The organism is Alteromonas sp. Cnat3-28, from assembly GCF_022348265.1.
In the GTDB taxonomy this organism is placed as follows: domain Bacteria; phylum Pseudomonadota; class Gammaproteobacteria; order Enterobacterales; family Alteromonadaceae; genus Alteromonas; species Alteromonas macleodii.
In genome coordinates this window covers 44,628-69,686 of the sequence record NZ_JAKREY010000014.1, presented here as the reverse complement: position 1 = coordinate 69,686, position 25,059 = coordinate 44,628, and the positions used below count along the sequence as shown (strand labels likewise).

At 45.5% G+C, this 25,059-nt stretch carries 19 protein-coding genes; 14 read left to right on the top strand and 5 right to left on the bottom strand.

Annotation, left to right across the window (positions count from 1 at the left end; genetic code table 11):
- Positions 1-32: 32 nt before the first annotated feature.
- Both MHM87_RS20000 and sstT read left to right on the top strand, forming a co-directional pair.
- Complete coding sequence (locus MHM87_RS20000; protein WP_239259778.1) at positions 33-1,454, top strand: S41 family peptidase; 1,422 nt, start codon at positions 33-35, stop codon at positions 1,452-1,454.
- A gap of 114 nt (positions 1,455-1,568) precedes the next feature.
- Entirely contained in the window at positions 1,569-2,789 is a 1,221-nt protein-coding gene (gene sstT, locus MHM87_RS14510; protein ID WP_239259776.1) for a serine/threonine transporter SstT, read from the top strand.
- 34 nt (positions 2,790-2,823) lie between these two features.
- Here the strand turns inward: sstT and hutG are convergent, their stop codons facing one another.
- Positions 2,824-3,792 carry a formimidoylglutamase gene (gene hutG / locus MHM87_RS14505; protein ID WP_239239472.1) on the bottom strand — a complete coding sequence of 323 codons (969 nt, stop codon included), beginning with the start codon at positions 3,790-3,792 and terminating at the stop codon, positions 2,824-2,826.
- On the bottom strand, positions 3,785-5,044 hold the full coding sequence (hutI, locus tag MHM87_RS14500; RefSeq protein WP_239259774.1) for an imidazolonepropionase: 1,260 nt from the start codon (positions 5,042-5,044) through the stop codon (positions 3,785-3,787). The genes hutG and hutI overlap by 8 nt, the downstream gene beginning before the upstream one ends.
- 192 nt (positions 5,045-5,236) lie before the next feature.
- Between hutI and MHM87_RS14495 the strand changes: the two genes are divergently transcribed.
- From MHM87_RS14495 to MHM87_RS14480, 4 genes are all read left to right on the top strand, one after another.
- The gene (locus MHM87_RS14495; RefSeq protein WP_275443723.1) at positions 5,237-6,061 is read left to right on the top strand and encodes a UTRA domain-containing protein; all 825 of its coding nucleotides are present in this window, start codon (positions 5,237-5,239) and stop codon (positions 6,059-6,061) included.
- Between the two features lie 105 nt (positions 6,062-6,166).
- Positions 6,167-7,906 carry a urocanate hydratase gene (gene hutU, locus MHM87_RS14490; protein ID WP_239259769.1) on the top strand — a complete coding sequence of 580 codons (1,740 nt, stop codon included), beginning with the start codon at positions 6,167-6,169 and terminating at the stop codon, positions 7,904-7,906.
- A 2-nt stretch (positions 7,907-7,908) separates the two neighbouring features.
- Entirely contained in the window at positions 7,909-9,492 is a 1,584-nt protein-coding gene (gene hutH, locus MHM87_RS14485; RefSeq protein WP_156077963.1) for a histidine ammonia-lyase, read from the top strand.
- Positions 9,493-9,623: 131 nt separating this feature from the next.
- Positions 9,624-10,118 carry a CreA family protein gene (locus MHM87_RS14480; protein WP_230962271.1) on the top strand — a complete coding sequence of 165 codons (495 nt, stop codon included), beginning with the start codon at positions 9,624-9,626 and terminating at the stop codon, positions 10,116-10,118.
- A 111-nt stretch (positions 10,119-10,229) separates the two neighbouring features.
- Here the strand turns inward: MHM87_RS14480 and MHM87_RS14475 are convergent, their stop codons facing one another.
- On the bottom strand, positions 10,230-10,994 hold the full coding sequence (locus tag MHM87_RS14475) for a MipA/OmpV family protein (RefSeq protein WP_049589038.1): 765 nt from the start codon (positions 10,992-10,994) through the stop codon (positions 10,230-10,232).
- A gap of 253 nt (positions 10,995-11,247) precedes the next feature.
- Here MHM87_RS14475 and MHM87_RS14470 point away from each other — a divergent pair, with 253 nt between their 5' ends.
- From MHM87_RS14470 to MHM87_RS14460, 3 genes are read left to right on the top strand one after another with little or no spacing between them, the layout of a single operon-like run.
- The gene (locus tag MHM87_RS14470; protein WP_239259767.1) at positions 11,248-12,123 is read left to right on the top strand and encodes a BadF/BadG/BcrA/BcrD ATPase family protein; all 876 of its coding nucleotides are present in this window, start codon (positions 11,248-11,250) and stop codon (positions 12,121-12,123) included.
- On the top strand, positions 12,120-13,262 hold the full coding sequence (nagA, locus tag MHM87_RS14465) for an N-acetylglucosamine-6-phosphate deacetylase (protein WP_239259765.1): 1,143 nt from the start codon (positions 12,120-12,122) through the stop codon (positions 13,260-13,262). Before MHM87_RS14470 ends, nagA begins: the two co-directional genes overlap by 4 nt.
- 47 nt (positions 13,263-13,309) lie before the next feature.
- Entirely contained in the window at positions 13,310-14,215 is a 906-nt protein-coding gene (locus MHM87_RS14460) for a hypothetical protein (RefSeq protein WP_239259763.1), read from the top strand.
- 96 nt (positions 14,216-14,311) lie between these two features.
- Here MHM87_RS14460 and MHM87_RS14455 read toward each other — a convergent pair whose 3' ends face one another.
- Together MHM87_RS14455 and MHM87_RS14450 are read right to left on the bottom strand one after the other, a co-directional pair.
- Positions 14,312-15,904: an ABC-F family ATPase gene (locus MHM87_RS14455; protein WP_014951404.1), complete on the bottom strand. Its 1,593-nt coding sequence runs from the start codon at positions 15,902-15,904 to the stop codon at positions 14,312-14,314.
- A 99-nt stretch (positions 15,905-16,003) separates the two neighbouring features.
- Positions 16,004-17,605, bottom strand: a complete 1,602-nt coding sequence (locus MHM87_RS14450; RefSeq protein WP_239259761.1) for an alpha/beta hydrolase — start codon at positions 17,603-17,605, stop codon at positions 16,004-16,006.
- 581 nt (positions 17,606-18,186) lie between these two features.
- On the opposite strand from MHM87_RS14450, the gene MHM87_RS14445 reads away from it, so the two are divergent.
- The 5 genes from MHM87_RS14445 to MHM87_RS14425 all read left to right on the top strand — a co-directional run bounded on the left by MHM87_RS14445 (position 18,187) and on the right by MHM87_RS14425 (position 25,049).
- Positions 18,187-18,567 (top strand): PA2779 family protein, encoded by a 381-nt coding sequence (locus tag MHM87_RS14445; protein ID WP_014951406.1) that lies wholly within the window; start codon positions 18,187-18,189, stop codon positions 18,565-18,567.
- A gap of 4 nt (positions 18,568-18,571) precedes the next feature.
- Positions 18,572-19,501, top strand: a complete 930-nt coding sequence (locus MHM87_RS14440) for a PA2778 family cysteine peptidase (protein ID WP_239259759.1) — start codon at positions 18,572-18,574, stop codon at positions 19,499-19,501.
- A gap of 79 nt (positions 19,502-19,580) precedes the next feature.
- The gene (locus MHM87_RS14435) at positions 19,581-19,991 is read left to right on the top strand and encodes a hypothetical protein (protein ID WP_039224650.1); all 411 of its coding nucleotides are present in this window, start codon (positions 19,581-19,583) and stop codon (positions 19,989-19,991) included.
- 193 nt (positions 19,992-20,184) lie between these two features.
- Positions 20,185-23,613, top strand: coding sequence for a M36 family metallopeptidase (locus MHM87_RS14430; protein WP_239259757.1), 3,429 nt, complete (start codon positions 20,185-20,187; stop codon positions 23,611-23,613).
- A 332-nt stretch (positions 23,614-23,945) separates the two neighbouring features.
- Complete coding sequence (locus MHM87_RS14425; protein ID WP_239259755.1) at positions 23,946-25,049, top strand: mechanosensitive ion channel family protein; 1,104 nt, start codon at positions 23,946-23,948, stop codon at positions 25,047-25,049.
- Positions 25,050-25,059: the final 10 nt, after the last annotated feature.

The following is a 25,059-nucleotide window of genomic DNA, read 5'->3' as shown; positions in this document are numbered from 1 at the left end:
GTTATTAAAAGTAGATATGGACATCATATTTAGTGAAACGATTTGCGATATTCCCTCTTTTTGCCTCTTTCTGTTCGTTTGGTAGTACCTTTCAGTGTGAAAGTGAGTTTGCATGGCTAAAAAGCACGTTTGAAAACAACGATGCCGGTTTTCAATATACCGTAGAGAATAAAGGGCTGGACCTTTATTCCGCCCACAATAGTGCGATTTTGGCGCGAGTACAAAGCGCCAAAAGCGAAGCGCAATGCCAAACTGTGCTTAGCGACTGGCTTACGTTTTTTCGCAAGGGACATGTTGGTCTTGCGCTAAATACGAATGGCTCAGAGGAAGCGGTACGCGAATCGGTAGTGCATGATTTCGACTTATCGGCATTTAAACAGTATTTGAAAAGCCAACGTGACGAAACTCTTGAGGGGATTTGGCAATTCTCAAGCTATACGGTTGCCTTAAAAAAAGAAGGTAATGTCCATAAAGCTTATATCGTTGAAAGTACCAACCCTTCATGGAAGGCGGGACAAGTAAAGTTCATCGTTAATGACCCTGAAGACAACAATACTGCAAAAGTGACGTTTTTTATGGGCGATCACTCCGCCCGACAAATCGATACCATGACACTCTTGGGTAACAATGAAGTGGTGTTGGGCAATAGCTTTATCGTTATGTCGCGAGAGGAACCGCGACAAGAATCGTCGCCTGAAATAACACGCTATGTTCGCCTACTAAGTACAAAGGCTCCGCTATTCGAGAAAGTTTCAGAGAACACTGTGTTAGTTCGCATACCGGCTTTCGATCATGCCTTCAAAAAAGACATCGACGCGGTTATTGCAAAGCACCTGGATACGATTTTGAAAACTGAAAACCTCATTATCGACATCCGAGGAAACGGTGGTGGTAGTGACGTAAGCTATGCGTCTTTACTCCCTATTTTATACACCAATCCTATTCGCACTGTAGGCATGGAATATTTATCTACGGAGCTTAACAACTCTAGAATGCTTGGCTTTTTGCAAAACCCTCATTTTAGTGAAGAAGAAAAGCAATGGGCAAAAGACGGGTACGACATTCTTAATCAACACATCGGCAGCTACATCAATATTGATGAAGACGTAACGGTGGAGACATTCGATAAAATTGAACCCTTGCCGAAGAGTATTGGCGTGCTTGTTGATTCAAGTAATGGCAGCACCGCTGAGCAGTTCTTACTGGCAGCTAAACAAAGCAAAAAAGTAAAGTTGTTTGGGCAAACTACCGCAGGTGTACTCGATATTTCTAACATGTATCAAACTGATTCGCCGAGCGGTACTTTTACTTTGTATTACAGCCTGACTAAAAGTTTACGCATTCCGCATATGGCCATTGATGGGGTAGGCATTCAGCCAGACTATTATATTGATGGAGAACTTTCGCTTTACCAGTGGACGTCTTATACGCAAAAGATACTTGAAGGCATGTAAACCCTTATAAACGGCAAGCATACGGTTATTTGCGAGTAACTAAGACCAAACAGGTTCATTTGTCTGGGGTTTTACATTATGGTGCGTCGTCAAAATAATAATGGACCAACATTTATGGATTCAACGTCACGCCCCAGCCTGTTTCAGCGCTACATGAATGGCAGTTTGGTACTGCAAATTATCATTGGTATCGTATGCGGTATTGCGATAGCGAGTTTTTCACCTTCAGCTGCTCAATCAGCAGGGCTATTGGGTAACTTATTTGTAAAAGCCTTAAAAGCAATAGCTCCTTTATTGGTTTTTGTTTTGGTCATGGCATCCATTGCCAACCATAAGCAAAACGAGCAAACCTTTATCAAACCCGTGCTTGTGCTTTATTTGATGGGCACACTACTGGCCGCGCTCACCGCCGTGTTGGCAAGCTTTGCTTTTCCTACAAGCTTAAGCTTAGTGACTTCAGATGTTAGCCAAGCTGCGCCGAAAGGTGTGTCGGAAGTCCTTACTACTTTGCTTTATAACATGGTAGATAATCCGGTAAATGCATTAGTAAATGGAAACTACATTGGTATTCTCACGTGGGCTGTAGGCCTAGGTTTAGGTCTACGTCATGCTAGCGAGGCAACGAAAGCGCTACTTCAAAATATGGCAGATAGCGTAACAACCGTGGTGGGTTTTGTTATTAAACTCGCGCCCTTCGGTATTTTCGGCTTGGTAGCTAATACCATTGCTACAACGGGCTTTGAAGCATTGCTTGGATACTCTCATTTATTAACGGTACTGATTGGCGCGATGCTATTTATCGCACTTGTGACCAACCCCTTGTTAGTATTTCTGGCAACCAAAAAGAACCCTTATCCTTTGGTGTTCAAATGCCTGAAAGAAAGCGGTATTACGGCGTTTTTTACCCGTAGTTCGGCGGCGAACATTCCGGTAAACATGGCGCTTTGTAAACGCTTAAAGCTTGATGAAGACACCTATTCGGTATCTATTCCGTTAGGCGCCACGATTAATATGGCTGGGGCTGCAATCACAATAACCGTGTTGACGCTAGCTGCGGTTAATACCTTGGGAATTGCTGTAGATTTCCCTACTGCTGTATTGTTAAGCGTTATCGCTGCGGTATCAGCATGTGGAAGTTCAGGTGTTGCAGGTGGTTCGCTACTGCTTATTCCGCTTGCCTGTAGCCTGTTCAATATACCCAATGAAGTGGCTATGCAGGTGGTTGCGGTGGGCTTTATTGTTGGCGTACTGCAAGACTCTGCTGAAACAGCATTAAATAGTTCCACTGATGTCTTGTTTACCGCCGCTGCATGTGAAAGGGCAGGCGGCCAGTAAACATAAAAGCGTCAAACGTTAAAGCGTTAACTCGTTAAATGTGCGAGTTTATTGCATCTACTGCTTCAAAAATTAGCCGTGCAGCCAGCTTTGCTGTGCGGCTATCAATATCATAATTGGGGTTCATTTCCGCAACGTCACACAGTCTCCATTGATACCCATAAGTACTTTGGTGCTGTGCTAAAAAGTGTAGCGTGTTGATAACAAGTGTGGGGGATATTCCCAATGCACTGGGCGCGCTAACGCCAGGTGCTTGTGCTGCTGGAAATGCATCTAAACATACAGTGACGTAAAGCTCATCGATGTCTTTTAGCATCGGAGATAGTAGCTCATCTATTCGCTGCATACACAGTGATTCATCATTTAACGCCACATCGGTTAAATAGCGCGTGTTGGACGTATTGGCAAAGTTAAACAGCGCTGGTGTATTAGCCGCTTTCGATACGCCCAAACAAGCATAATGAAACGGTGTGTCGTGTAACTGGCAGTGATCATACACTTGCCTGAACGGCGTACCTGAACTGGTGTTTGGTGAAGGCTTTCTTAAATCAAAATGGGCGTCGAAATTAATAATACCAATGCGTGCGCTTTCGGGCTTAGCATTGAAAACCCCTTGATAGCTACCCCATGCAATTTCATGTCCCCCTCCCAGACCGATGACCAAACCATCATTTTGCTTGAGCGCATAGCAAATGGCGTCGGCATATTGGGTTTGTGCCTGGGCTAAGTTCTCTTTAGCGGTAACATTCCCTAGATCAGCCAATGCTGCGCTTGGCCAGTGCCAAGGCAAGTTTGCCAGTGCCTGGCGAATAGCGTTTGGACCAGCCGCTGCACCTACGCGGCCTTTGTTAAATGCCACACCTAAATCACTCTCAAACCCAACAAGGGTAACGGCGTTGGCTAATGAATTATCTTCGCCAACTTCAAGCTCGTTAACTTTTTGATGCCAACGTAGGCCCTCAATGCCGTCTTCACTGTCTATTCTGCCTTGCCACTTAAACATGTTTACCTTCCTTAAACACCGCAATGGGGCGGTGTCCATTAATACAATAGGCAAGCTCTGCCGGTGTTTCGATATCCCACAGCGTTAAGTCAGCAAGCTTGCCTGCTTCAATAACACCTCGGTCGTGCAGCCCGAGTGCGCTAGCCGCGTGAGCAGTAGCGCCGCGTAGCGCTTCTTCTGGCGTAAGTTGAAACAGCACACAACCCATATTTATCGCGGTAAGGATTGAGGCCAACGGCGAACTACCTGGATTAAAGTCAGTCGCTAAGGCCATGGGCACATTGTGCGCCCTTAGGGCGTCTACCGGCGGCTTTTGAACTTCACTTAGGTAATAAAAAGCGCCTGGTAAAAGCACGGCAACGGTGCCACTTTGGGCAAGTAAGGGAATATCGCTGTCAGCTAAATATTCAATGTGATCTACCGATAGTGCGCCATACTTAGCTGCTAGCACTGCACCTTTGCTGTCGCTAAGCTGTTCTACATGAGCTTTAATGGGTAAGCCGTGCTGCTGTGCGCAGCTAAACACCCGTTCTGTTTGTGAAGTTGAAAAACCAATAGTTTCACAAAATACATCAACGGCGTCAGCCAAGTTTTGCGAAGCAATATGAGGCAGTGCCTCCTCGCAAATAAAATCGATATATCCGTCTGAGTCCTCAGCAAATTCATTGGGCAGGGCGTGAGCGCCTAAATAGGTAGTTTGAATACTCACAGGAAGGTGCTGCTCAAGGGATTTTGCCACACGTAACATACGCACTTCAGTGTCTAAATCCAGCCCGTATCCTGATTTGACTTCAATGGTGGTAACACCTTCTTCGCACAGTCGCTTTGCTCGCTTTATCGCAGTGTGAAGCAGAGTGTGTTCGTCAGAGCGTCGAGTTTTTTCAACCGTCCCTTTAATGCCACCGCCGCGCTGCGCAATGTCTACATAACTTGCCCCCTGCAATCGCATTTCAAATTCTTCGGCGCGATTGCCGCCATACACCAGATGCGTATGACAATCGATGAAACCAGGCAATATCCATGGATGTTTGGGTGTTGATCCTTCAATTTGCTGAATTAGGGTAGTGGCATCTATTATGCTTTTGGCCTGCTCAAACACTTCGTCTAGTGAGTCATCGCAAGGAAGTAACGCAGCAATTTTGCCGTCTTTTATGGCAATGGCGTGTGGCAGTAATTCGCCATATGGCAACTCGTTGTCTTGCATAGACGCAATGCGAGCATTGTAAATAAGCGTGTCGTACTGATAACCCATAACGTGCTCCACTCTAAGCCACCTCTTGTCTGGTTTTTTCGTTTAACTGGTCTTCTAGTTCTTTGACTGGCTTTGTCCAGAATCTTTACTGAAACGCAGTGTAAATTTTGAGTTCAGTGTACTTGTGCATACTTGTATATACAAGTATGCTGTTAGCATATTATTAACAATTTAGTTGTGAATGGCCACGATATGCAACCTCGGTACAGAGTAATTAAGACAGCAATTTTGGATGCCATCGAAAGTGGTGAGATGAAGCCGGGTAGCCAAGTGCCTTCAGAAAACCAACTTGCCCAGCAGCACGGTGTAAGCCGAATGACTGCTAGAAGAGCGTTAAGTGAAATGGTGGACGAGGGCATTTTAATGCGCAGCCAGGGGATAGGCACGTTTGTGTCAGATAGTCGCCCTATGAGCTCAATGCTTGAGATCAAAAGTATTCGCGATGAAATAGAGCAGCGGGGGCATAGATACACTAACGAGATATTAGTGTTGGAAACCTCGCCAGCCAGTGATGCTATTGCTCAACGACTGGGTATCGATGTGGGAGAACCAGTATTTCATAGCATTATCGTACACTGCGAGAACAATCTACCCGTGCAGTATGAAGATAGGTGGGTTAACCCAGCGTGGATTAACGACTATTTAGATAAAGATTTTAAAGCTCAAACTGCAAACTTTTATTTGAATCAGGTCGCGCCCCTTTCACAAGCCGATCACAGCGTAGAAGCTGTGGTTGTTGAAAAAGATATTGCACAAGCACTATTGATTAAGCCTAAAGAGCCGTGCCTGAAAATTACGCGACGAACATTCTCTCGAGTGCCAAGCGCAATAACGAGTGATGAGAGCAATATTGGCGAGCCCTCGACGGCGAATGCCAAGTTAAAGAACGGTTTAAAGGCGACGTCAGATACATCCTTAGATAATAGTCCAAAAGCGAGTTCAAGCGCAGTGGTTAGCCACGCGGTGCTGTATCACCCAGGCAGTCGATACCGCTTGGGAGGACACTTGGAGTTCTAAGTGTCATTGCGCCAAAGGCGCTAGCAACTCATTGCTTTCTAAAAAGATGACACTTCCTAATAAAAAACAAATCGGCAAACGTAAGAATATGCCTAGGAGAAGTTTATGAAACGCCTCGACCCTACAAGAGAAATACGTGCCCCAAGAGGCAGTACGCTAAATGCGAAGAGCTGGCAAACGGAAGCGCCGCTTCGCATGTTAATGAATAACCTGGATCCAGACGTTGCGGAGCATCCGCAGAATCTGGTGGTTTACGGCGGTATTGGACGTGCGGCCCGTGACTGGGCGTCTTACGACAAAATCGTAGAAGTACTCAAGCGCTTAAATACTGATGAGACGTTGCTGGTTCAATCAGGCAAACCTGTTGGGGTATTTCCCACTCACGAAAATGCCCCTCGTGTGTTAATTGCTAACTCTAACCTTGTACCGCATTGGGCAAACTGGGAGCACTTTAACGCTCTGGATAAAGAAGGTTTGATGATGTACGGGCAAATGACCGCAGGGTCATGGATATACATAGGCTCGCAAGGCATTGTCCAGGGTACTTATGAAACGTTTGTGAGCGTGGCCAAAACGCATTTTGAAGGAAGCGCTGAAGGACGCTGGATTTTGACTGGTGGCTTGGGCGGTATGGGCGGAGCACAGCCTTTAGCTGCAACCATGGCTGGCTTTTCAATGGTAGCTGTGGAGGTGGATGAAACTCGCATAGATTTCAGAATTCGCACGGGCTATTTGGACAAAAAAGCGCATTCGTTAGATGAAGCCATGCAACTCCTAGAAGAAGCCAAAGAAGCTGGGATGCCTGTATCAATTGGCCTATTAGGCAATGCTGCTGAAGTCTTTCCCGATATGCTAGCGAAAGGGATTATTCCCGACGTTGTAACCGATCAAACCAGTGCGCACGATCCGCTGAATGGCTACCTACCAGTGGGGTGGACGTTAGATCAGGCTGAGGCGCAGCGTAAAAAAGACGAAGCGGGTGTGGTGAAAAGTGCTAAACAGTCGATGGCGCTGCAAGTTAAAGCAATGCTTGGTTTCCAACAAGCTGGCGCTGCTACTCTTGATTATGGCAACAACATTAGACAAATGGCGCTAGAAGAGGGTATTGAGCATGCGTTCGATTTCCCAGGTTTCGTTCCTGCCTATATACGACCGCTTTTTTGTCAAGGCATAGGGCCTTTCAGATGGGCTGCGCTGTCAGGCGATCCGGAAGATATCTATAAAACGGACGCTAAAGTTAAAGAGCTTATACCCGACAACCCCCATCTACATAACTGGCTAGATATGGCCAAAGAACGCATTCAATTCCAAGGCCTGCCCGCGCGTATTTGCTGGGTGGGGCTGGGTGAAAGACAAAAGCTGGGGCTTGCCTTTAATGAAATGGTTCGCAGTGGCGAGCTAAGCGCGCCAGTTGTGATTGGACGGGATCATCTCGACTCTGGTTCGGTAGCTTCACCGAATAGAGAAACCGAGGCCATGCTCGATGGTTCAGATGCCGTTTCGGACTGGCCGCTGCTGAACGCCCTATTAAATACAGCGGGTGGTGCAACCTGGGTAAGCCTTCATCATGGTGGCGGTGTAGGAATGGGTTTTAGCCAACACTCGGGTGTAGTCATTGTTTGTGACGGTTCGGACGAAGCGGCTGAGCGTATTGCTCGGGTTCTTCATAACGACCCTGCCACGGGCGTAATGCGTCATGCAGATGCAGGCTACGACATTGCAAAAGACTGTGCTGCCAAGCACAACTTGGATCTTCCCATGGTCAATAGCGCGGCTAATAATCAAAGCCCCGATGGAACAAGCACACATTCAAGCGCGAACAAAAGCTTTGGTGGGGAGAAATAGTCATGTCGCATTCGTCTTTTATTACTGAAAACGGTGGTGTTAAGCAACTTAATCTTGTGCCAGGTACATTGACGTTAGATCAGCTACGGGAAGTACATCGAAGCCACGTTCATTTATCGTTAGATGAAAGCGCAGTACCCGCTATAAACGCCGCCGAGCAAGTAGTGCTTAATGTCATTAAAGAAAACCGTACTGTCTATGGCATCAATACCGGCTTTGGTTTGTTGGCTAATACTCGTATTAATGTTGATGAGTTAGAGCTATTACAGCGCAGTATTGTGTTATCGCACGCGGCCGGTACGGGCGACTTTATGCAAGAAGATACTGTGCGCCTGCTCATGCTGTTAAAAATTAACTCCTTGGCCCGTGGTTATTCTGGCATTCGCCTCAGCGTAATAGAAGCGCTCATTACCTTGTTTAATGCACAGGTTTATCCCGCCATTCCTGAAAAAGGCTCGGTAGGCGCCAGCGGCGACTTAGCGCCTTTAGCACACATGAGTGTGGTGCTGTTAGGGGAAGGGGAAGCTTTTTATAAAGGAGAGAGAATTAGTGCAGCCCAAGCCCTTGAAATAGCCGGCATGCAGCCAATTGCGCTGGCACCCAAAGAAGGCTTAGCACTGTTAAACGGCACGCAAGCCTCGACAGCGTTTGCACTTCAGGGGTTATTTTATACTGAAAATGCGCTTCATAGTGCTATTGGTATTGGTGCGCTTACTGTTGAGGCCGCGTTAGGTTCCCGCGTGCCGTTCGACGCGCGGATCCACGAAGTGCGTGGCCACAAAAGCCAGAGCGATGTGGCCACTGCGTTTAGAACATTGCTAGACACCTCAGAGATTGGTCATTCACATCAACGATGTGAAAAAGTGCAAGACCCGTACTCTCTGCGTTGCCAGCCACAGGTGATGGGAGCGTGTTTACAGCAAATGCGCTATGCCCAAGAGATTTTGGTGGTTGAAGCTAATGGAGTAAGCGACAACCCGTTGGTTTTTGTTGAAAATAATGATGACGCTGATACGCCAACTGGCGATATTCTATCTGGCGGAAACTTTCATGCGGAAACAGTGGCAATGGCGGCAGATATGCTGGCTATTGCACTATCTGAAATTGGCGCACTGTCGGAGCGCAGAATGTCGCTAATGATTGATACGCATTTAAGTGGTTTGCCACCGTTCCTGGTTGAAAATGGTGGGGTAAACTCGGGCTTCATGATTGCGCAGGTTACCTGTGCGGCGCTTGCTAGTGAAAACAAAACCCTGGCGCACCCCGCATCTATCGATTCGTTGCCTACGTCTGCGAACCAAGAAGACCACGTGTCTATGGCTACCTTCGCCGCGAGGCGTTTACGAGATATTTTCGATAACGTGGCAGGTATATTGGCCATTGAGTGGTTAGCGGCCTGCCAAGGGTTAGATTTCAGGAAGCCGTTTAAAACCAGCGAAAAGCTCCAAGTGTTGATGCAGCTACTAAGAGACCAAGTGCCGTTTTACGACAAAGACCGTTATTTTGCGCCAGACATTGAAAAGGCAAAGCAACTTATTAAGCAGCACGACCTTATGGATAAGACACAGTTAAACCTGTTAGGCTAAAATGATCACAGGCTCGGTATTTCGAGTAAACAAATAAAGATCATCAATAGAGTAGAGGTGGGAATGATATGAAAACAAATGGACGTTGGTTAAGTTCATACGAGGCTCGTACTTCTATGAATCATACTTCTATGAAAGGCAGATTTAAGAGCGGCTCTTTTGCGAAAAGCACTGTGTTGGGTTTACTCGCCGCGTCGGTGTTTACGTTGGCAGGCTGTAGCGACAGCGAAGTGGGCGATGTGTCTCTTGGTCTTTTTACCACAAAAGACATTAAAATTGATGCGCTTCAAGACCCCATCGTGACAGGTGTAACCTGCCATATTTCAAGTATTGAAGCGAACCTTGATTTGTCGGACCCATCAGACAGTTCAATCGCGTGCAGACAAACCGGCCCTATTACGGCTGAGATGTTAAACGCCATTGATAAGTCAGATTCAGGTGAAGTAATTTTTAAAAAATCTAAGAGCGTGTTTTTCAAAAACATGAAGCTTCGAAGAATTTACGATGCCGACTCAAAAACGCTGATTTATTTGTCTTACAGCACCAAAGAGACATCTGGCAGCTATAAACATAGTTTGTCTACGGTACCACTGTGGGAAACGCTAGCGTTTAAAAAGCCCGCGTAGCGAAACGCATCAACTCAATATTAAAAAGCCCTCTTACATGAGGGCTTTTTGATGCTAGCACCTTGTATTTAATCTATCCACGCGGTTGTAGAGTAGGCTATTAGCAATAGTCTAGAAAAAGCGTGTATAAACCAGCATGGCGTTAAGCGCGGTATCATCGTCTGTCAGCGGGCTATCGCTGATGCTATCGTCAAAGAAGGTGGCGCCAACTTCTAAACGGGTCATGCCGCCCAGAAACTGTCGGGTCGAGATGGCAACGCGTACTTCCGTATTGAGCGCGCTATCGCCGTTATATGCACTTCGAAATGCTGTGGCTTCTTCAGGGCGTACGCCGTAGTAATAGTCGACGTAATTGCTGTCTTGGTAGTTTACGCCTATAGACGGCTCGATCATGACGTTATTTATTCTAAACCTTTTCCCGATACGGGCGGACGCTTGGTAGCCATCAAACTTACCAAGAATATCGGCATTGGTTGACAATGAATAAACCCAGCTACCCGTGTTGTAGTTAAGCCCAACTCCGGCCGCGTAGCTAAAATCTCTGTCGTCCATACCTGTAAATACGGCACTGTCATCTTCTTCATAACCTGCAAATATCGGGACAAGCTGAGCGTCAAGAGTAAAGCCACTTTCGCGAAAAAGTTCATAGCCAATAAATGGTCCGTAAACGCGTAACTTTTCACCGGTGTAGCCGATAATAGGAATAGGAACAACGCGATTATCAAAGTCGGTATATACATCTTGCGATGCTGCGACGCCAAAACCCCACATCCAACCCTGAGGCTGTTGAGCGCCAGCTTGTTGTGCAAAAGCAGGAGTAGAACTAACACCTATACAAGCTAGAGTTATTGCGCCAATAACGGTTTTTAAATTCATAGGTAAATTTCCTTTTTAATCAAGATACTGCTCTGCTGTGTTCTTCGATCATATTCGCTTGTGCCTATTGAGCTAACCTGTACGTTTTTGCAGCGGCTTCTGAGTGGGCAATTATCTATGCGGATTGGTATAAGGGCCTTCAGGTAACGTGAAAGGCTGCTTTACTGGCAAGAAAGCAAGTTATTCTGTGAAATCGGTGTGGTAAAGTGCATACAACAAGTTGTATTGAATAGTTTAGAGAAGCAGGTAACCCGTGAGTTACAAATATGTAGTGGGTATTGACGGTGGTGGCACCCGGTGCCGTGCATTGTTGCAAGATATTGATGGCAATACATTAGGTGAAGGGGCGGCAGGCCCTGCAAATATAATGACCAACCCCGAACAAGCAATGGGGTCGGTAATAGACGCAACGTTAGACGCAATAGGCAGTGCTGCGTTGCCGATTACATGCGAAGAAGTGTTGCTAGCTGCTGGATTGGCAGGGGCGAATATTCCGCAAGCAAAGCAGTCTTTTTTGGCGTTAGACAACCCATTTTCCGATACCGTGGTAATAAGTGATTTACACGCCGCTTGTTTGGGCGCGCACGAAAATCAGTCTGGAGCCCTTATTATTTGCGGTACAGGTTCAGCGGCAACCCGTTACGACAAGGGTGTATTTACTGACAAAGGTGGTTACGGTCTGCAAGTTGGCGATGATGCAAGTGGTGCGTGGTTGGGCTTATCAGCTATAAAGCATGTACTGCTTTCTTATGACGGCGTAGAGCCCGTTAGTGAACTAAAGAAGCGAATTTGTGAGCACCTTAATTTAGCGTCACCTCAGCAATTAGTGACCTTGGTGGCAAATTACAACGCTGCAGATTTTGGTGATATTGCCCCAGTGGTTATACAGGCTTATCGAGACCAGTGTGCCGCCGCGACCTCTCTTATTCGAAAGGGAGCAAATTACCTCAATCAGTTGGGTGAAGCATTGATTAATCAGGCTTCTACATTGCCGCTATGTTTGGTTGGCGGTCTCGCTGATGTTTACACGCCTTTACTTTCGCCTTCTATCTCTTCTAATTTAACAGCGCCGCTAAAAAGTGCTGAATATGGCGCTATCAGCTTTGCCAAAAGAGTAAAAAGTGAATGATAGAATCAATTACTGTCGAGCAGGTTTTAACGCCAAAAGGTTGGCTTGAAAACCAGACAATCACAGCTGATAGCGGCAAGATAGTCAGTATTAGCGATGCGACCTCAGCAGAGCTCAGTAGTATTTACAACGGAAAGCTCATTCCCGGTTATTTCGACACGCAAGTGAACGGCGGTGGTGGTGTGCTTTTTAACCATAGCCCTTCTGCCGCTATAGTAGAAACCATGGCGCTGGCTCATCTTCGTTTCGGCACAACGTCCATGTTGCCAACTATCATTACCGATAATGCTTCAACAATGGCTCAGGCGGCGGATGCCATTGCGGAAGTAATGGCGGGCGGCCCAGAGTGCATTAAAGCGTTAATAAAAGGAATTCACTTTGAGGGGCCCTTTTTGAGCAAGGCAAAAAAGGGCGTGCACGAAGCACAATTTATAAGAACGCCTTCTGACGTAGAGCTTGCAACCTTATGTCGCAAAGACATTGGTAAAGTCTTACTTACGGTCGCACCAGAAACGGTGAGTACTAGCTTCATAAAAGAAATGGTTGCTGAAGGAGTTGTGGTTGCAATTGGGCACACCAATGCCAGCTATGAGCAAGTTCAGGCGGCTATCGACGCGGGAGCTACAGGCTTTACGCATTTGTACAACGCTATGTCTGCATTAACCTCCCGGGAGCCAGGGGCCGTTGGTGCCGCGTTGCTTAATGATAGAGTATATTGTGGTTTTATTATCGATCATCACCACTTACACCGCAAAAGTGCTGAGTTGGCATTAAACGTGAAAACTGCCAACCGCGCCATGTTGGTTACCGATGCCATGGCGCATGTGGGCAGTGATATTGAGCGTCTTCACTTTTTTAATACCGAGATCGTTAGGCATGGCGATAAACTTACTACGCCAGACGGCAAAACACTGGCTGGCTCGTGCTTAGATATGCATAGTGCAGTTTTGAATACGCACAATGATTGCGGTGTAACGTTAGAAGATGCGAGCAAAATGGCGAGTGCCACGCCGGCTCAATTTATGGGGCTAGCGAGTGACATAGGCAGCATTACCGAAGGTCAGCGCGCAGACTTTTTACTGCTTAATTCCGCCAATGCACTGACCCACGTTTTCAGTAATATGAGAATGGTCTTTTAGGTAGAAATTTAGTATTAACTTAAATGGCTTTGAAATAAGGAAGTGTTATGAAGTTTGTGACAAAGTTTACTGTTCTGTTAGCCGTATTAATGTTGGCTGCAGGGTGTGTTACGCAACGAGGTATGGATTCTGGCGAAAGCGTTCCTTCTCAACCTAAGAGCGAGGAAGCCACGCCAACTGAAAGCACAGAGCAAGAAGATGTGGTGCAAGATGGCGACAGCGTAAATGATGGAACCACGAAAGGCGAATCGACTAAAGAGCCAGTTAGCAAGCCAGTTGCTCCACCAAAACCAAAAGTTGGCGTATGGGTTAGCGCTAAAAAGTTTCCCACTCACACGCATATCGGTACCACTAAATTTAACAATTTTACGAAAGAATATAGCTACGACTGGCAATTGAACAACACGCTGTATAGCACATTCAAAAAAGCCATTGAGCAAAACAGTCGTTTCACTGCGGTGGATATCTCTTCTTTGGTTGACGATGCAGGCGCCCTTGATTTCGTGATGGGTGAAGGAAATAACGGGACGTTCAATGACAAACAAAACACGTTAAGAAAATCGTTGTTAGACAAAGGCATTGCCACTGTGATTATTGTTGAAGAAGCGCCGACGGTGGCTATTACCGAGTGCGGTACTTATGGATGTTCAGAGCATCAAAGCAAAGGGTTCGGACTGTTTACGCGTAGTTTTTTGGGTACCGATCACTATATTGCTTCGGCAAGCTTTAACGTTAGTATTGAGCGTTTAGACAAGCCAGTTGATATCTTAACGCTGCCAGTGTTTACCGAATTTCAAGATGATGCGCTAAAAAATGAGCGTGTTGAAGATTTCACACCGCCAGATAACTTTGATGAAATAACGGAACAAGAGTTAGCGCCAATTAAAAATACGATTGTTAACTACTTTGACCGCTTAGCGACAGCGGTTGGCAAGTATTTATCTGGTCAGTAAGCTTTTAATATACTGAAACAAAAAACGGGCACTTAAATAAGTGCCCGTTTTGTTATGTGGCTCACTTCATCTATTGATGAAGGCATCGATATATAATTACGCGTTTTCTTTATGCGCCAAAAACTCTTCGTAGTTTCCATCGAAGTGATTCAGTTTCTTGTCTTTAATTTCGATGATTTGCGTCGCCAGTGACGAAACGAATTCACGGTCGTGACTAACAAAAATAACAGTGCCATCAAACTTGTATAGCGCATTGTTCAAGGCTTCAATCGACTCCATGTCCATGTGGTTAGTGGGTTCATCCATTACCAATACGTTGATGTCTTGAAGCATTAGCTTTCCAAACAGCAAACGGTTTTTCTCACCACCAGAACATACCTGCACGCGTTTGTTGAAGTCGTCAGACGTAAATAGCAAACGTCCTAACATACCTTTTATTTGCAGGTCATCGTGTTTGGGGCTACGCCATTGGCTCATCCACTCAAACATAGTGATATCTTCGGCAAAGTATTTAGCGTTATCCTGCGGAATGTAACCAATCGCAGCGTTTTCAGCCCACTTATAGCTACCTGCGGTAGGTTCAATGTCATTAACCAAACACTTCAAAAGCGTGGTTTTGCCGGCCCCGTTCTCACCAATGATCGCCAAGCGCTGACCTGCTTCTAATAGCAAGTTAGCATTGTCGAATAGCGGAAGATCTGGGTAGCTATGGCCTAGCTCTTCAAGAGTAATAGCAAGTCGGTGAAGTTTCTTATGTTGGTTAAACACAATATAAGGCTTACGACGGCTAGACGCTTTTACCTCAGCTAATTCAATTTTCTCAAGACGGCGGGCACGCGAGGTGGCTTGTTTCGCTTTCGATGCGTTGGCAGAGAATCGCGCTACGAAGCTCTGTAGCTCTTCAATTTCCGCTGACTTCTTAGCATTCTCTGCATGAAGCTGTTCTTGAACGAGCATGGCAGCTTGAATGTAGTCGTCGTAGTTACCCGGATAAACGCGCAGCTCACCATAGTCGATATCGGCCATGTGCGTGCATACAGAGTTTAGAAAGTGTCTGTCGTGCGAAATAATAAGCATGGTCGATTTACGTTTGTTCAGCTCTTCAGCTAGCCAACTGATGGTGTAGATATCCAAGTTGTTGGTTGGTTCGTCTAGAAGCAGAATGTCAGGCTCGGCAAATAACGCCTGCGCCAAAAGCACACGTACTTTTTTACCGGGCGCGACTTCTTTCATAAGACCAAAATGATAGCTTTCGTCGATGCCTGCAGAGTTTAAGATATCGCCAGCGCGTGCTTCAGCAGTGTAACCATCCATCTCGGCAAATTGGGTTTCCAAGTCCGCCACGCGCATGCCATCTTCTTCGCTCATTTCAGCCTTGCTGTAAATGGCGTCGCGCTCTTGTTTAACTTCCCATAGTTCACGGTCACCCATGATAACGGTATCGACTACGCTAAACTCTTCAAACGCAAACTGGTCCTGACTCAAGATACCTAGCTTTGTACCTGGCGCCATAGAAACGTTGCCCGACGATGGAGTAAGTTTACCGCTTAGAATTTTCATAAAGGTAGACTTGCCACAACCGTTTGCGCCAATTAGGCCGTATCGGTTGCCGTTGCCGAATTTTGCGGAAATATTTTCAAATAATGGCTTAGAGCCAAACTGCATTGTGATATTTGCGGTGGTAATCAAAACAGGTATCCAGGGGTAAAACGATGAGAAGAGATAGTAGTGAAAGCGGTTGTCACTTCACTAATATATAAAAGCGCGCGCACTATAAGGAATTGAGGGCTACATGTCGAGGGAATTTTGAACAGTTTTTGCACTGATGTGCTTTTGGCGAAGCTTATCAAGTATAAACTCGATTGCCTGACTGCTTTTGAATGAGTTATGTGACGAGTTAACAATTGTTGTGTCTTTTGCCCCAGGTAAATATGCGCTGCTATAACTGACGACAGAGTCAGTTATAGCAGCGCATTCTGTTTCTGACTGGCAATACAAGGTACTGGTTGAGCCAATAATAGAATAGCTCTCGCCTTCTACAGGAATGTCGGCTAACGCTGTCATCAGCGGGTGATCGGGGCGCAACACTTGGACGCTATCTGGCCCGTAGTTTTGCAAGAAAGGAAGCATAGCAGCGGTTAATCTGCTCACGCCTACTTTTTCGATAAAGTTTTTAAATAGCGCTTTAAAACCAAAAGGGAGTGTGATGAGTGAAGAGCCTAACGATCCTATAAGGCTATTAGCTATTTCTGAGCCTCGGTGTGGCGTGTCGAGAAAAAACACCGTATTCTCTTTATACACAGGATTAAATATAAATATATCTCGCAACATTTCATCGCCTTCAGCCAGTAGCGCTTCTGGAGACTCTGTGAAAGTAGTATCCCATAACGTGTTATCTGAATGCGTTGAAATCAGCTTTGCGATTACGCCGCCCATACTATGCCCTATCAATACCGCAGATGAAGAAGCGCCTTCCGATGACGCTATCCGCTGGTTTAGCTTGTACAGTAAATTGCGAACTCGCATGGCGTTATAGAAAGGAGGAGGGCCTGATGGGTAGTACACGTGCAATATCTGATAGTGTTGAGATAATTCTTCGTCATTGAAAATAGCCATTGTGAGATACCGCCAAATTAGCGGGTCTGAATTGAGGCCATGAATCATAATAATCGGGGTTTTGACTGAAGAAAGCTCTCCAATACTAAAGACTCCCATTCTCTTTTCAGCGTCTTGTGCATTAATAAATCCTAGCCAGCTGAAATTATGGATGTCGGCATTTTGTAATAGGGAAAGGTAAGCGGCAGCAGGTGAGTACCGTTGCGTGTATGTGTTGTTTCCAACCAGTATTTCGGTAGGCACATCGACGTGTTGGGCTTGCAAGGATATGTGAATTCTAAGCCCTTTCAATGCAACCGACTCAACTTGAAGGGAGTAAGGCGAGTAGATACCTTCTAGTGGATAGTTTAGGTCAAGGCTACGGCCATTCTGTGCTTGGTTGCTAATTCGAGCCACTGCAGCACCGCCAAGTTCACCAAATACCTTAGGAGAGAGGCGAGCGTCTAAGGCTTCTATTTCTGAAACTAAAACGAGCTCGCTTGGGCCCGAGTAGTTAACCTGAATTAAGTTGTCAGTTGTATGTCTAAGACGGAATAACTTGTTTACTGCGAGGTTATACCCGTCGATCCCTATAGCACGATGCGCATCGGAAAGACTGTCTCTTTTTAACAAGGTAATGTAGCAATCGAGCGCAAGCGCGATATCTAATGTAGTACTTTGCTCGTACGACGTGCACCGAGCAGCCAGTTGTATGTTGTCGAAGTGGCTTAAGTCGGGCAAATAGCCATATCCGTATGCACCGACCAAAGACAAAGGGGATACTTTTTTACGCATAAACTTATCTGAACTGCATGCACTAATACAGCAGACAGTCGCTACCAATACCCAATAAATGAGATTCTGCTTGATGCGCATTTCACCCAAACGCTAAAAAAGTATTAACCTTTTATAGCGTGTTTTTGTCAAAAATTGCACCTGAAACTTAACTCCGTACGGTATGAGGCGTGAAAAAGGCGTTTCAAAACACCCGCGCATTCTACAGATTGCCCCTTATGGTTTGTTGCTCTTTTTATATTAGCGGCAAGCAAATAATTCCAGCATAAAGAAAATATTACATAACAGTCAGCGCGCGGTGATGCATCAATGCAGAATTAACGAACAAGGCTTTGATCAGCATTTTTAGTATAAAGGTTACTTAAATCGTTATTTTAAAGAGAAAAAATGGAATCTTGTCTATTATAAAAAAAAGGCATTTTTAGTTGGTCTTAATCTTGCTGTGCTTATCTACTGAAAATTAACCGCAGAGCGCAAATGCGTCTGCTGAATCAGTGCGAAGTTTTATTTCACTCTAGTTTATCGTGAGTTAGGTAACGCAAAAGAAGAATAAAACTGGGCATTTTAAAGAGGGAAACATCATGAAATTTTTGAAAAAAATTGCGATTGGTTGCTTTTCGGCAACGGTTTTAATGTCAGGCAGCGTGCATGCAGAAGCAATTAGCTCAGATTCCGTAATGCAAACTCAAGCCGCTCACTACAATAAGCAGCAGCTAATTGACATGGTTAATCGTGCAGACGTGCAGAGTAAATTGGTTAGCTTAGGTGTAGATAGCAACCAAGCTATCGCCAGAATCAACGGCATGACCGACAGCGAAATTGCCCAATTAAATGATGAAATTAATCAAGCGCCAGCGGGTGGCGTTGTGGGCGCAGTGCTTACCGTACTTGCTATTATCGCAATTTTGGACCTAATTGGTGTAACTGACGTTTACCCATTTATTCGTCCAGTGAACAGCTAATTGAATGATCAATTCAGTTAAAAAGGCCTGCGCGTTAGCAGGCCTTTCGCTTCTATTTTTGCTTTCAGGCTGTCAGTCCACACCTCAAGCTGACAAGCTGCGGCAAGAGGGACTAGCCTCTTTACCTGAATCTCACACTATTCAATCTGTTCCGTTTTTCCCCCAAGAACAGTTTTATTGCGGGCCTACCACACTATCTGAAGTGTTTGGTTATTATGGTGAAAGCACCTCTCCAAATGATATTGCGCCTAAGTTGTTCATTCCCAGTAAAGAAGGGAGTTTACAACTAGAAATGGTGAGCGCTACCCGACAATTTGGTTTTTTGCCATATTCTGACCGAGGGACTTTATCGTCAATTATGTCGTTAGTTAAAGACGATATCCCAGTGATTGTTTTTCAAAATTTGTCCATCCAGTTATTACCCCAATGGCACTACGCTGTTGTTATTGGGTTCGATAGTGATAAGGGGACGGTTACTTTACATACCGGCCTTACGCCTAATCACGAAATGTCGCTTGAGCTTTTTGAAAGAACGTGGGGAAGAGGAAATTACTGGTATTTGGCACCAGTTCCTCCTAATGTAACCTCGCCTGAGATGACACCGTTCACTTATGTAAGTGCGGCTTACGACATGCTTAAAGTGGGAGATAAAGCGCGTTCATTGGCGTTTTTGGAAACCGCGTCGCATACATGGCCAACGTACTGGTTAAGTTATTTCCTGATTGCCAATTATTACTTAGAGCAAAACGACAACCAAGCCGTGGCTTGGTTTGAGAAAGGCTATGAAGTGGGGCAGAACCAACACGTGTATGTTCACAACTACGTATTAGCTTTGCGCGAAAACAACATGCCCGAGAAGGCAAATACAATTCTAAAACAGGGGCTTGAACGCTTTCCCAATAACGAACCGCTGTTAACATTGGCTGAAAAATAAACCTAAACTTTAAGAGTATTCGCATTTACGAAAACTTATCGTCTACTATTAACCTAGGAAGTAATTGTGAAAGTAGGCTATGCCAAAAATACTGAGCTCATCAACAATTTCGTACGAGAACGGAGTAGTCACCACTCGACTCTATGGCGCGTTTAATGAAAAAAGTGCGGAAGACTACAGCGATCGTCTTTTTAAACTAGTCATAGGACTGAATCAACGACCCTTTTCCCTTCTGGCAGATATTAGCCAAGTTGAAGGTGCAACTCCTGAGGCCTTCGACATACTCAAGCGTATTATAAAACGGCTCCCTGATATGGGATTAATCGCGAAAGCTTATGTTTATAAAGGACCTGTTATACGCGGAATAATGTTTCAGAGGATCCCCGAGCTCAAAAGTATGGATTATCTTTTCTTCACAGATATTGACGAAGCTTCTTCGTGGTTGTCTCGCGAATATGAACGCAAACTATCTCTGCTCTCAGATTCCTAATTAGCCTGTAATAAGTTAATAGCGCAATTAACTATCTCATTTCCCTCATCTGGTTGGTGCAGTTAACTCTAGTGGTTAACCCCTATGGTGGATGGGCGTTTTTTGCTCGATCCTAATTTGGTTAACGCTATCTAGTCGTTGCTCAGTATTAACGCTGAACGCATTGATAGCTCCAAATTTTAAGGATTGAATAATGAAAAAAAGAACCCTTATATATGCTGCGGTAGCAGCGGCTTTACCTTTCGTAGCAAGCGCCTCCAAAGTACACGCACCCTTAGATACTTCATCGCACCGCATTGCTGAAATAAATCTGACTGACAATGTTGTTAACCCGCCAGCAAACAGCTTGTTTCAAATGGCGTTAGACCAACTGCAAACCACATTCCCATCATCTACATTACGAACAGCTAATGGCCATTTAGATAGTGTTTTTGGTATTGCCATTGATGTTTCAGGAACGTCGCCCGAACAGATGGGGTATGACTTTATTAGTCGACATTCTGCCCTTTTAGGTGGACTAAGTGACGGGGATTTTGTTTTTAATCCTCACCGTAGTAAATCAGCACTGGGTGGTCATTTAGTGAGGTTTGACCAAGTCATTGATGGTGTAAAAATCAAAGATAGAGGTGTCGGCCTCTTAATAGATGAGTCTCAGGTGGTGAGAGCGCTGTTTGCCGATACAGCTATAAATACGCCTATTGCTAACTCTCAGGTTCTTTCTGCTAATAGCGCGATCAGCGTGGCAACCGCGGATTTAGCGTCTTACAAACGAGCATTGCCAATAGAAGCTCTTGATGTACTGAACCCCGCTTTTTCTCAAATAGAAAAAAGCCTTGGCATTTTCGCCAAGCCAGTACCACAGAAAGTGGTGGTACAAGATAACAATAAACTGAAACTCGCATGGAAGTTCTTCTATTACTCTTCAAATCCCTTTGGTGTGTTTGAGTACGTCATCGATGCCCAGTCTGGAGACATTCTGGCGCGTAATGATCGGGTCAAAACCATTCTTCCTTCAGGTGAAAATGAAGTTACGCAAACGGGGCAGGTTGGCTTAGTTCAGCAGACTGCGGATTATTTCCCAACATTTCCACCCATTACGCCATCGATGCAAAGCGAATGTTTGATAGAGGACGATGCAGGTGGCTACACCGGCAAACCGAAAGGGATGGAACGCATTAACCTACGTAAGTTTGACGATTCTAACTTAGTTACGGGTGTTGAAGGTTTGCTTACAGGTAAGCACGCGCTTATTGAAAGCGCGATGCTGACAAAAGGGCCTTTTCCACAAGCGGCAACCGGCACGTATCACTTCAGCGAGGATGCTGTCATAGAGGCAAGACCTGTCGAAGATGATCATGTAACGCCTTCTACGGCACATCACATTGACGGCATCAGCCAGTTTATTTACATCACCACATTGCTCGAATATTTAGATTACCTTCATAAAGACGGCGATGCTGTGCATAGTCGTGGCGTGGGCGATGGTTCGTTTCCAAATAGCTACCCTAACGAAGCAGTACCGTTAACTGGTGTGGTACATATTCCAAATGTGCTCGACCCACCAGATAATCCAGCAGATCCTGAGTTTATGGCTAAGCTATTGGGTTTGGACAACGCATTCGCAGTGCCGTTATCACAGGAAATTGCAGGTGAAGAGGTCGTGGTTAACCCGACAGCTTACGGCCATGGTTACTTATTCAACAACCTAGCAATGGATTTCTCGGTTCCCATTCATGAAGGCACCCATGCGACAATTACCCCTATCGCAGGTTTTGAAGGCGAGCCAGAAGGTGGCGCGCTTAACGAAGGACAAGCCGACCTATGGGCATACACGGTAGGCGAAACACCAGATTTAGGTACTTACCCCGTTAATTCGTGCGATTTACGAAAATTCTTAAGAGAGCAGGGGGTTAATCCCGACTCATTTGAGTTTATTCGTTCTGCACAGAGCCAAATTCGTTATTCGCAGTTAGGCACAAGAGACAACGCATTTGAAGTGCATCGTGATGGAGAAATTTACGCGGGTGCAATGTGGGACTTAAGAGAGCTTATGGTGGCGCTGCAGCCTAGACAAGACTTTGTTCGCCCCGACCCAGTTACCGGCGATCCTACCCAAGAAACTAGCTTGGGCAAAGAAACGTGGGAACGTATCTTCCTAGGCTCAATGTACGTGCTAGGAATATCTGCGCCAGATACCTTCGTGCGCGCACGGGATGCAGTGTTAATTGCCGATGCCGCCTTATATCCTACCGATCCTTTAGATTTAACTTCACCGGGTCGTCATCATACATTAATTGAGCGTGTTTTTGCTGCCAGAGAGCTAGGTGCAAACGCGAAAGCACCGTTAGGCGGTCGACAGACTATATCAACGGCAGTGAGCGAGTTTACGGCTACCCAGGCTAAGCCATCGACACCAGACGCTATAGACGCGCATATCATTTCTGATGACGCGATTGAAATTACGTGGGAAACCGTACCTGACGCTTTTGCTTATCAATTGCTAAAACGCAAAAAAGGGTCGAGTGCGCGTTTGTTTACGGGTGTACCAACCCGAGAATACTTTGACGGCGACCTCACATTCTCTGGCTTCACCCATGTTGAATTTATTGTGGGCGATAATCGCTACATAGACAAAGGGCAAGGTTTAGGGCGTGGTGCAGGTCAAGGCATAGACTCGTTTGACTATGAATACGTAGTGCGTGCAATCAGCCTTAACCCTAATCAGCAAGTTGGTTTTTCGAATATGTCAGGGATTGCTTCAACCGGCTTAAACACGGTGGATGTAAGTGAGCAAGTTGACTACAAGGTGGGTAATGTAAACTACAATAACGGTATCTTTGCCTTTGATATTGCGTTGATAAATACTGGCGACGAGAGAATTTACGGTCCAGTTGATTTCGATATTACTCATATTAGCAATGGCAGTATTACCGTATTGAATGCAGATAATGGTGGCACTGGTCAAAACGGCGACATAGCAAGGTTCCGTTTCGATCAATCGCTAGATGTAGACAGAACATCTGCACTGCGTTATCTAAAGTTTGATAACCCTAATGGAAAACTCTTTATGTTCCAAGCGCGGATCAGCGGCTACGAAGCTGGCGCTTCGTCAACCGGTAGAGAAGAAACGCCTACCTTTGATACGTCTGAGCCAAAAGAACAGTCTGTGGTTTACCATAATATTGAGGAGCACACGGGTGTTGTCTTAATTGGTGCAGCGGATGAAGCATTGGTTGATGGCGTTGACTATGTTGATATCCCATTTACAGCGCTGCCAAGTGCATCAAGTGTAGTTGCAACGCTGAGCGCTGATGTTGAGGTAGTAGCGGTGCCAGATCTTGACTTTGAACTGCTCGATGCCGAAGGCAATATTATGGCGAGCTCCGGCAACTTGGGCTCTAATGAGCAAGTTGGCGGTGGCATTGTCCCCGGAGAAACCTATCGGGTTCGCGTGAATGGTTGGGCTAACGGCCCGACGTCATACCGGGTTGTTATTGATCAGTTTGTAAGTGATATTAACGACGCAAACGTTGATCAAAATGGTAATGCGACAACGGGAACAGTAACGTTTGAGTTTAATCCCGTAACAGGGAAAGTAATGCCTTTGAACTTACTTAATTAGTCGCCCGTGAAAACACGAAGAATCTAGGCTAACTAGAAGAAAGGTCACCTACCAACAACTGCCTTTCTAAAGGCCGATAAAACAAACCAAAGCCCCCATGTTGTGAAAACTGCATGGGGTTTTTTATTAAACTCGCCCTCCGGGAAGGTCTGGCAAGTATCCTAGCTTCGTTCATTCCCACGCTTCGCTAGGAAACTTGCCTGCGCCTTCTGAGTGGGCAATTATCTATGCGGATTGGTATAACTGGTGCACCTTTTGCCTCTTCTTTCACGTACTAAGGTGTAGCTAAAAATAAAAAGTGCCTACTCATATATGCAGGAGCCCCGTCAGCCGTGGACAGCACTCAACTTCTTGAAAACCAGCAGGCAATAGCAATAGCCGGATTAGTAGGCGTTGTTATTGTGCTCTTCATTGTTAAACGACTTATTTTGGTGCGTTTGAAAGCTAAAGCGCGTTCAGAAAACAGCAGTATGTCTGATATCTATCGCGTGCTTGTGTTGTCGTTAAATGCCCCACTTAATTTGCTTATCTGGGTTATTTTCCTGCTGTTGGTTAAAAGTATTGTTTCAGTATTTCAGATAGAAGATGAAGGGGCGATTAAAGCGCTAACCATTGTTATCGAAGCTGGCCTCATCATTACCTTATTTCTCTTCTTCGAGCGTTTTGTCACTTACTCGTTGAGTCGTTATCGCGACCAGTCAACCATAGTTAAAAATACCAGCGCAATTGCCGGTGGAGCAGTTAGAGCGCTTTTCGCTGTATTAGCAATTTTGATTATATTAAGCACCATGGGGGTGTCGGTAACACCCATTGTTGCATCGTTAGGCATTACTTCGCTCGCAGTAGCACTAGCGCTACAGCCAACGCTTGAAAACTTCTTCTCGGGTATTCAGTTGGTAATGGATAAGCCCATTCGTATAGGCGACTTCATCGAGCTGGATTCCGGAGAACAAGGTTTTGTAGAGAAAATAGGATGGCGCTCCACGTGGGTCAGAATGCTACCAAACAACATCGTGATCATGCCTAACAGTAAGTTGTCTAATTCAAAGTTGATTAACTACTACTACCCTGAACGCGAACTGTCGGTGCCTGTTGAAGTTGGCGTGCATTATAGCTCTGATTTAGAGCATGTTGAAAACGTATGTTTAGAGGTTGCCAATACTATTCTAGAGCAGCACGAGTTTGGTGTTGAAACTTATCAACCTTTTGTTCTGTTTCACACTTTCGACAATTCTAGTATCAACTTAACAGTGATGCTGAGAACCCGTGAATACTTTAACCGCTTCTTCATAAAGAGCGCCTTTATAAAAATGCTTAAAAAGCGTTTTGATGAAGAAGGGATTGTCATTCCATTTCCAATTACTGCGCTTAACCTAGAGCAGGAAGGTGCAGCTAGTCTGCCGACAGCGCCCGATCACATTAGGCCAAGAGGCTAAATAGACTGGT